Raw genomic sequence first — 6456 nt, 5'->3', positions numbered from 1 at the left:
CGCGCCTACGTCGAACAAGACCTCCACGAAATCTACGAAGGCGAAGTCCGCTACGCCCGCGACGCCTTCGAAGGCCTGCGCCTCATGGACGCGCTCATCGCCGTCAAGCGCGGCGTCCCCGGCGCCTCCCTGCCCGAGCTCAAGCAGCGCCGCGTCGCCAAGCGCGACACGCCCGCCCTCCAGGTGGAGGAGCCCGAGGAGCCGGGCGGCCGCTCCGACGTGTCCGTCGACAACCCGGTCCCCACCCCGCCGTTCTGGGGCACCCGCGTCGTCAAGGGCATCCCGCTCAAGGACTACGCCTCCTGGCTCGACGAGGGCGCCCTCTTCAAGGGCCAGTGGGGCCTCAAGCAGGCCCGCGCCGGCGGGGCCACGTACGAGGAGCTCGTCGAGAGCGAGGGACGCCCGCGGCTGCGCGGTCTCCTGGACAAGCTGCACACCGAGAACCTCCTGGAGGCCGCGGTCGTCTACGGGTACTTCCCCTGCGTGTCCAAGGGCGAGGACCTGATCATCCTCGACGACGACGGCAACGAGCGGACCCGCTTCACCTTCCCGCGCCAGCGCCGCGGCCGCCGCCTGTGCCTCGCCGACTTCTTCCGTCCGGAGGAGTCCGGCGAGACCGACGTGGTCGGCCTCCAGGTCGTCACCGTCGGCTCGAAGATCGGCGAGGCCACGGCCAAGCTCTTCGAATCCGACTCCTACCGCGAGTACCTGGAGCTGCACGGCCTCTCCGTCCAGCTCGCCGAGGCCATGGCCGAGTACTGGCACGCCCGCGTCCGCGCCGAGCTCGGATTCGGCGGCGAGGACCCGACCCAGGTCGAAGACATGTTCGACCTCAAGTACCGCGGTGCCCGGTTCTCGCTCGGCTACGGCGCCTGCCCCGACCTGGAGGACCGTGCCAAGATCGCCGACCTCCTGCAGCCGGAGCGGATCGGCGTCCACCTGTCGGAGGAGTTCCAGCTCCACCCGGAGCAGTCCACGGACGCGATCGTGATTCATCACCCCGAAGCGAAGTATTTCAACGCACGCTGAGGTCAACCGACGTACACTTGTCGGTCCCATACAGGCCGGTCGCCTGCTCCCCGGGGAATGCCCCGCGGGAAGAGGTGACCGGCCTTCTCGTCCCCTCCGAGAGGTACGCGCATGACGAGCACCATTCCCGCCCCCGTCGCCCGTACGGCCGACGGCTCTGCCCTGCAGGCGGTGCTGCTCGACATGGACGGCACCCTGGTCGACACCGAGGGCTTCTGGTGGGAGATCGAGGCGGAGATCTTCCAGGAGCTCGGCCACCGGCTCGACGACTCCTGGCGGGACGTGGTCGTCGGCGGCCCGATGAGCCGCAGCGCGACCTTCCTGATCGAGGCGACCGGCGCCGCCATCGGCCTCGCCGAGCTGAGCGTCCTGCTCAACGAGCGCTTCGAGGCCCGCATCGCCGACCGGGTGCCGCTGATGCCCGGCGCCGAGCGGCTGCTCGCCGAGCTGGCCCGGCACAACGTGCCCACCGCCCTCGTCTCCGCCTCGCACCGCCGGGTCATCGACCGGGTCCTGCTCACCCTGGGCCGCGACCGCTTCACGATGACGGTCGCCGGGGACGAGGTCGCCCGAACCAAGCCGCACCCCGACCCGTACCTGCTCGCGGCGCGGACGCTGGGCGCCCACCCCTCGCGCTGCGCGGTCATCGAGGACACCCGGACCGGGGTGGCGGCCGCCGAGGCCGCCGGCTGCCGGGTCGTGGCGATCCCCTCGGTGGGCGTGATCGAACCGGCTCCGGGGCGTACGGTCGTGCGCTCCCTGGAGGACGTGGACCTGGCGTTCCTGCGCTCCCTCATCGCCTCGATGAACTGAGCGGGCACCCGCTCCTGCCCGCCCCACCCTCTGGTTACCCACGGCAACCTCGGCGCCCACGCGCGGGTGCCGATACGGACCGGCATTCCCCGAGCACGCTCCGTACCGAATGGAACGCCTGCGGGATCGAGGTCCGGCGGAAGGATCTTCCGTCGCGGGCCCCGGAGGCTGAAATTCCATCCCGTCCCGGTCAGTTGCTCAGAGTGACCTTGGTCACCCGCCAACCCCCTCATATGCCGGTTCGGGGCCCCCTGCGCCTTCCCTTGTGTCCGGATTGATCAGTCCCTGACCGAATCTGCGCACCCCTGCGCATGAACAGGCAGTTCGCTCCCATCACGGTGCGATTACACCCCAAGTCCGGCCAGTTCCAGCCATCCCGTCCCGGACCACTAATGTCAGCGCGGGCACTACGCCGCACCTCTGCCGTCCCGGACGCACACCCCTGTGCCGGGACCGCGTGGACCGATCGTCACTACACCGGCCCGATCGTTCCGCCCTGAACGGGCGACCGCCGCGAAGTGCCCTTTACGCCGCTTTGAGCAAGTGCCGGTTACAGGGAGTACTTCCAGCATGAACCGCAAGACCTTGGTGCTGACGGCCGCGGCCGGACTGCTCACCCCCGTGCTCGCCGCATGCGGCAGCGCGAGCGGCGGAGGAGCAGGATCCGGAGCGATCGTCGTCGGGACCACCGACCGGTTCGAGGCCGCAGACTACGCTCCCGCCCCCTTCGACCCGGCCTACGCCTACGACGCCGGCGCCTGGAACGTCCTGCGCCAGACCGTCCAGACGCTGATGCACACCCCGCGCGGCGGCGGCCAGCCCGTCCCCGAAGCCGCCTCCGCCTGCCGCTTCACCGACACCGGCAACGAGAGCTACCGCTGCACCCTGCGCCCCGGGCTGAAGTTCGCCGACGGCGAGCCGCTCACCGCCAAGGACGTCAAGTTCTCCATCGACCGCGTCCTCGCCATCAAGGACGAGAACGGCCCGTCCTCGCTGCTCTCCACCCTCGACAACGTCGAGGTCAAGGGCGCCGACACCGTCGTCTTCCACCTGAAGACCCCGGACGCGACCTTCCCGTTCAAGCTCTCCACCCCCGCCGCCGGCATCGTCAGCGAGAAGAACTACGACGCCAAGAAGCTCCGCGAGGGCTTCGCCGTGGACGGCTCCGGCCCGTACACGATGAAGGCCGAGGTCAAGGGCAACCAGCTGGTCCGCGCCGTCTTCACCAAGAACCCGCACTACAAGGGCGACCTCAAGCTGCAGAACGACAAGGTCGAACTGCGCACCTACCCCGACTCCCCGGCCATGGGCAAGGCACTCACCGACGGGAAGATCCACATGGTCTCCCGCACCCTGTCGCCCGCCCAGATCACCGAGTTCTCCGCGCAGCCCCCCAAGGGCGTCAAGCTCGTCCCGATGCCCGGCCTGGAGATCCGCTACATCGGCTTCAACACCGAGGCGCCCGTCGTCAAGGACAAGGCCGTACGCCAGGCGCTCGCCGCCGCCGTCGACCGCGGCGCCCTGATCTCCAAGGTCTACGGCAAGTCCGCGCAGCCGCTCTACTCGCTGGTCCCCACCACCGTGACCGGCCACGTCAACTCCTTCTACAACAAGTACGGCGAGGCCAACACGGCCAAGGCCGCCGCACTGCTGAAGGAAGCCGGGATCAAGACCCCGGTCAAGCTGACGCTGCACTACACCAACGACCACTACGGCGACGGCACGGCCGCCGAGTTCGAGGCCCTCAAGGCCCAGCTCAACTCCACCCAGCTCTTCGACATCACCGTCCAGGGCAGCGAGTGGGCCGACTTCCGCCCCGCGCAGAAGAAGGGCGACCACGCCGCCTACGGGCTCGGCTGGTTCCCCGACTACGCGGACGCCGACAACTTCCTCGCCCCGTTCCTGGAGCAGGACAACTTCCTGGGCACGCCGTACGCCAACAACACGGTGCGCACCAGGCTCATCCCCGAATCGCGGCGCGCGGCCGACCGAGGCGTCGCCGTCCCCGCGATCACGGAGATACAGGACATCGTCGCCGAGGACGTACCCGTCCTGCCCCTGTGGCAGGGCAAGCAGTACGTCGCCGCACGCGACGGGATCACCGGAGTGGAGTGGTCGGTCAACGCCATCTCCGACCTCCAGCTGTGGGAGCTCGGCCGCGGCGTAAGCGGCTGAGCAAGGCAACGACCGGCAGCGGGTGTCGCGAGCCGGGCAACGAAACAGTTCGACTGTGAAGGACGTTCGCGTGAATCGACGTAACCAGTGGCTGGCGGCCCCGCTCGGCGCAGCCACCGCCGCCGCGCTGCTCAGCGGTTGCGGTTCGACCGATGGCTCCAATGCCGGCAGCGGCAAGGGCGTGGTCATGGGCATATCCGACAAGGTGAAGTCCACCGACCCGGCCTCCGGCTACGACCCGGGCTCCTGGCTGCTCTTCAACAACGTCTTCCAGTCGCTGCTGAGCTTCCCCAAGGGCGGCACCACCCCCGAGCCCGACGCCGCGCAGTCCTGCGCCTTCGAGGGCGGCGACAGCAAGCTCTACAAGTGCACCCTGCGGGACGGCCTGAAGTTCAGCAACGGCCACACCCTCACCTCGAAGGACGTCAAGTTCTCCTTCGAGCGCACCCTGAAGATCAACGACGAGAACGGCCCGGCCGTGATGCTCGCGTCGATCGCCGGCATCGACGCCCCCGACGACAAGACCGTCGTCTTCCGCCTCAAGACCTCCGACGCGACCTTCCCCAGCAAGATCGCCTCCGGTGCGGGCTCCATCGTCGACCACAGCGAGTACCCGGCCGACAAGCTGCGCACGGACAACAAGGCGATCGGCTCCGGCGTCTACAAGCTCGACTCGTTCAGCGAGAAGAGCGCCACCTTCTCCGTCAACGAGTCCTACAGCGGCAAGGCCAAGGCCAAGAACACCGGCGTCACGCTGAAGTTCTTCAACGGCGACCAGACCGGCCTCAAGAAGGTCCTCGAGAGCGGGGACGTGGACTTCGCGTTCCGCGGCCTCGCCGCCAAGGACATCGCCGCCCTCGCCTCGACCAAGACCGGCGACAACAAGGTCGACGTCGTCCAGGGCACCGGCGCCGAAGTCGAGCACATGGTCTTCAACGTCAACGACCCCGTCGTCGGCAAGCTGCCCGTCCGCAAGGCCATCGCCTACCTCGTGGACCGCGAAGCCCTCGTCAGGGACGTGTACGCGGGCACCGCCACCGCGCTCTACTCCATCGTCCCCACCGGCATCGCCGGACACACCACCCCGTTCTTCGACCGCTACGGCGGCACCCCGCAGCCCGAGAAGGCCAAGGCCGTCCTCAAGGCCGCCGGCATCAACGGCAAGGTCAAGCTGACCCTGTACTCCACCCCGTCCCGCTACGGCCCCTCCACGGACCAGCAGTTCGAGGTCATCGCCAAGCAGCTCAACGAGAGCGGCCTGTTCGACGCCGACGTCAAGTCCGTCGAGTTCGAGCAGTACGAGAAGGACATCCAGGACGGCAAGTACGGCGTCTACGTGAAGGGCTGGGTCCCCGACTACCCGGACGCCGACAACTTCACGCAGCCGTTCTTCGGCCCGGACAACGTCCTGCACAACAACTACGACAACAAGGAGATCACCGGGACGATCATCCCGTCGACCTCCGCGAAGTCCGACCGCACCGCGGCCAACACCGACTACAACCGGCTCCAGGACATCGTCGCCGACGAGGTCCCGATCCTCCCGCTCTGGCAGGGCAAGCAGTACGCCGTCACCCGCCAGAACGTGAACGGCCTCCAGTGGTCCCTCGACGCCTCGACCGTCTTCCGCTTCTGGGAGATCAGCAAGGGCTGACCCGACAGGGCCACGCACAACGGGCCGGCAGCCGCACCACGCGGCTGCCGGCCCGTTCCGCTTCCCCCCGCCCCTACTGGGCGCCGGGACGCACCAGACCGCTCTCGTACGCGTACACGGCCGCCTGCACCCGGTCGCGCAGCCCCAGCTTCGTCAGCACGTGCCCCACATGCGTCTTGACCGTCGTCTCGCTCACGAACAGATCCGCCGCGATCTCCGCATTCGACAGCCCCCGGGCCACCAGCTTCAGCACCTCGACCTCACGCTCGGTCAACGTCCCCAACGTGTCCGGGACGCTCTCCTCACCCGACGGCAGATGCCCCGCGTACTTGTCCAGCAGCCGCCGCGTGATGCTCGGCGCGAGCATCGCCTCACCACCCGCCACCACCCGGATCGCCTGCACCAGCTCCGCCGCCGGCGCGTCCTTCAGCAGGAACCCGCTCGCCCCCGCCCGCAGCGCCTCCACCACGTACTCGTCCAGATCGAACGTGGTCAGCACCAGCACCTTCGCCGGACCGTCCCGGCCCGGACCCGTGATCTGCCGGGTCGCCTCCACCCCGTCCATCCGCGGCATCCGGATGTCCATCAGCACCACATCGGGCTGCAACGCCCGCACCTGGTCCAGCGCCTGCAAGCCGTCCCCGGCCTCACCCACCACCGCCAGGTCCTCCTCGGCCTCCAGGATCATCCGGAAGCCGGTGCGCAGAAGTGGCTGGTCGTCGACCAGCAGGACGCGGATGGCCACGGGGTCTACCTCGTATTCGTCGGACGGCTACGGCGGGCCC

At 68.9% G+C, this 6456-nt stretch carries 5 protein-coding genes; 4 read left to right on the top strand and 1 reads right to left on the bottom strand.

Annotation, left to right across the window (positions count from 1 at the left end; translation table 11 throughout):
• The 4 genes from ACFYZ4_RS31295 to ACFYZ4_RS31280 form a co-directional block, all read left to right on the top strand.
• Positions 1-1029, top strand: a 1029-nt coding sequence (locus tag ACFYZ4_RS31295) for a vitamin B12 dependent-methionine synthase activation domain-containing protein (protein ID WP_390785396.1), incomplete at its 5' end; no start/stop codon positions are given.
• Between the two features lie 111 nt (positions 1030-1140).
• The gene (locus ACFYZ4_RS31290; protein ID WP_390785395.1) at positions 1141-1842 is read left to right on the top strand and encodes an HAD family hydrolase; all 702 of its coding nucleotides are present in this window, start codon (positions 1141-1143) and stop codon (positions 1840-1842) included.
• Positions 1843-2412: 570 nt separating this feature from the next.
• Positions 2413-4017 carry an ABC transporter substrate-binding protein gene (locus ACFYZ4_RS31285; protein ID WP_351594746.1) on the top strand — a complete coding sequence of 535 codons (1605 nt, stop codon included), beginning with the start codon at positions 2413-2415 and terminating at the stop codon, positions 4015-4017.
• A gap of 70 nt (positions 4018-4087) precedes the next feature.
• The gene (locus tag ACFYZ4_RS31280) at positions 4088-5671 is read left to right on the top strand and encodes an ABC transporter substrate-binding protein (protein ID WP_351304464.1); all 1584 of its coding nucleotides are present in this window, start codon (positions 4088-4090) and stop codon (positions 5669-5671) included.
• A 73-nt stretch (positions 5672-5744) separates the two neighbouring features.
• Here ACFYZ4_RS31280 and ACFYZ4_RS31275 read toward each other — a convergent pair whose 3' ends face one another.
• Positions 5745-6416 (bottom strand): response regulator transcription factor, encoded by a 672-nt coding sequence (locus ACFYZ4_RS31275; RefSeq protein WP_030722859.1) that lies wholly within the window; start codon positions 6414-6416, stop codon positions 5745-5747.
• Between the last annotated feature and the right edge of the window lie 40 nt (positions 6417-6456).

The organism is Streptomyces sp. NPDC001513, assembly GCF_042894695.1.
In the GTDB taxonomy this organism is placed as follows: Bacteria; Actinomycetota; Actinomycetes; order Streptomycetales; family Streptomycetaceae; genus Streptomyces.
This window is presented reverse-complemented; position numbering and strand designations above follow the sequence as displayed.

Coding starts and splice junctions, on each gene's coding strand:
- ACFYZ4_RS31285 (WP_351594746.1), top strand. CDS start 2,413: ATGAACCGCAAGACCTTGGTGCTGACGGCCGCGGCCGGACTGCTCACC.
- ACFYZ4_RS31290 (WP_390785395.1), top strand. CDS start 1,141: ATGACGAGCACCATTCCCGCCCCCGTCGCCCGTACGGCCGACGGCTCT.